At 71.0% G+C, this 2,534-nt stretch carries 2 protein-coding genes; both read left to right on the top strand.

Annotated elements, in window-relative coordinates:
* Positions 1-44: 44 nt before the first annotated feature.
* Entirely contained in the window at positions 45-1,835 is a 1,791-nt protein-coding gene (locus tag G6048_RS47780; protein WP_165345851.1) for a type IV secretory system conjugative DNA transfer family protein, read from the top strand.
* A gap of 56 nt (positions 1,836-1,891) precedes the next feature.
* Positions 1,892-2,476 (top strand): hypothetical protein, encoded by a 585-nt coding sequence (locus G6048_RS47775; RefSeq protein ID WP_165345850.1) that lies wholly within the window; start codon positions 1,892-1,894, stop codon positions 2,474-2,476.
* Positions 2,477-2,534: the final 58 nt, after the last annotated feature.

Genomic DNA, 2,534 nt, shown 5'->3' with positions numbered 1-2,534 from the left:
GCTGACGACCGCCGCCGTCCCCACCAACCGGAAGTGCCTGCCCCTTGCCCCCTCCCGCCAACAACGCCTCAACCGACGGGTACGACCTCGCCTTCCGCCTCCTGCTGGGCGTGCTCGGCATCGTCGTCCCGCTGTCCCATCTCGCCTGGCTGTCCGGCAACATCACCGCCTGGGCCACCGGCCACGCTTGGGCGCCCTACCAGCCGACCTCCGCTCTCCTGCACCCCGACCGGCTCTGGCCACAGGCCGGGGAGACGTCCCTGCTGATCGGCGCCCGTCTCGTCCCGATCGCAGCCCTGCTCGCGCTCGGCGCCGCGGCCGGTGTCCTGTTCTCCCGCTACAAGAACCGCAGCGGCGGGCGTAAGAAGATCACCGGGATGGCGAAGCCGCGGGACATCGAACCCTTGATGGCCAAGGCGATCACCGCCAAGGCCCGCTCGCTGCGCCCGAGCCTGAAGGACGCCAAGCACATCGCTGCGAAGGACACCGGCATCCTCTTGGGCAACCTGCAGGGAACCAGGCACGAGGTCCGCATGGGGTACGAGGATGTCGCGGTCGCGATCATGGCCCCGCGATCCGGCAAGACCACCTCCCTCGCGATCCCGTCCATCCTCGCCGCCCCTGGCCCGGTGCTGCTCACCTCGAACAAGGCCGCCGGCGACGCCTTCACCGCGACGCTCGACGCGCGGGCGAAGGCCGGCCGGACCTGGTCGATGGACCCGCAGCAGATCGCGCACGCCGCCCGTGCAATGTGGTGGAACCCCCTCGCCGGCGCCACGACGCTGGACGGCGCCGGACGCCTGGCCGGCCATTTCCTCGCCGCATCCGTGGACGCCAGCCAGCAGGGCGACTTCTGGTCCAAGGCCGGCTCGAACATCCTCTCCCAGCTCTTCCTCGCCGCCGCGCTCGACGAGCGCCCGATCACGGACGTCATGCAGTGGCTGGCTTTCCCCGCCGACCGCACCCCGCTGGACATCCTGCGGGACCACGGCTTCACGGCCGTCGCCGCACAGTTGAAGGGCACCGTGGAAGGCCCGCCGGAGACGCGGGACGGCATCTACGAGACGGCCCGCCAGTACGCCGCCGCACTGCTGAACAGCGAGATCGCCGCGTGGGTCACCCCGCAGAAGGACGTTGCCGAGTTCCGCCCCTCGGAGTTCGTCACCTCCACCGACACGCTCTACCTGCTGTCGAAGGACGGCGGTGGGGGTGCGTCCGCGTTGATCGCGGCGTGCGCGGACTCCGTGATGCGGGCCGCGACCGCGCAGGCCGAACGCGCCGGCGGACGGCTCGACCCGCCGATGCTGGCGATCCTCGACGAGGCCGCCAACGTCTGCAAGATCAGTGATCTGCCGGACCTGTACTCCCACCTGGGCTCGCGCGGCATCATCCCGATCACCATCCTGCAGTCCTACCGCCAGGGCCAGAAGGTCTGGGGCGACGCGGGCATGGACGCGATGTGGTCGGCCTCGACCGTGAAGGTCATCGGCTCCGGCATCGACGACCCGGACTTCGCCGACAAGCTCTCCCGGCTGATCGGCGACCACGACGTGGAGACCACCTCCACCTCCCGCTCCGAGTCCGGCAAGTCGACCTCCGTGTCGATGCGGCAGGAGCGGATCCTGCCCGCCGACGCGATCCGCGCCCTGCCCAAGGGCACCGCGCTGTGCTTCGCCACCGGCTTGCGCGCCGCCATGCTCGACCTGCGCCCCTGGTACCTGGAGCCCGGCGCCGACGAACTCACTGCCGCCTCCGCCCGCGCGTCGAAGGCCATCACCGCCCGCGCCGTCGCCAAGCACGCACCCCAGCAGGGCGACTTCGGCACGGCCGCCTGACCGGGCTGCGCCACACCCCCGGATCGCGCCCACCGCACACGACCCTCCGGAGCAGCATGGCTCTGACCGACCACCACGACGTGTTCATCGGCTCGACCGGCGGCGGATGGACCTTCGTCGTCCTCAACCGCCCTCTCCGCAACGCCGCCCGCATCCTGACCGGGGCGGGATTCACCGCCCGCGAGCACCAGGGCCGCACCCTCTTCCTCCTGGCGCCCGAGACCGCCGAGGACGCGCACGAACGCGCCGGTGTCGCGGCCTACGGGCTCATGGCCCACACCCTGGACTTCGTCGATCTCGCCTGGACCACGCGCCAGCACGGCGCAAGCCCGGCCGCTCGGCCCGAGGTGACCATCCGCTTCACCGACCACGCGGTCACCGCGACCGCGGCCACGGACCGGGCCGACGCCATCCTCGTCCAGTACGGCTTCGCACCAGCGGGGGTGAAGCGGCAGTACGCGCTGCCACCCGGACTCGGGGAGCGCGACGCGCTCAGCGCCGTTGTCCGCGCCGAGGCCCACCTCTACGCCGACGGCATCAGCGTGCGCATCGACCTCAACATCGCGACCTGGCGGGACATCCCTCCGGAAGGCACTCGAAGAAGCCCACGGCGAGAACCTTGCTCTTCGCCGAGAACTTGAGCGCCGTGGCGGACGTTGATGAGATGTCATCAACGGAACCAACTGCGAGAACTTCCCG

The organism is Streptomyces ureilyticus, from assembly GCF_011045025.1.
GTDB classification, from domain to species: Bacteria; Actinomycetota; Actinomycetes; order Streptomycetales; family Streptomycetaceae; genus Streptomyces; species Streptomyces ureilyticus.
This window is presented reverse-complemented; position numbering and strand designations above follow the sequence as displayed.

Bases quoted from the DNA above. Each gene is read 5' to 3' on its own strand.
- G6048_RS47775 (WP_165345850.1), top strand. From the start codon at position 1,892: ATGGCTCTGACCGACCACCACGACGTGTTCATCGGCTCGACCGGCGGC.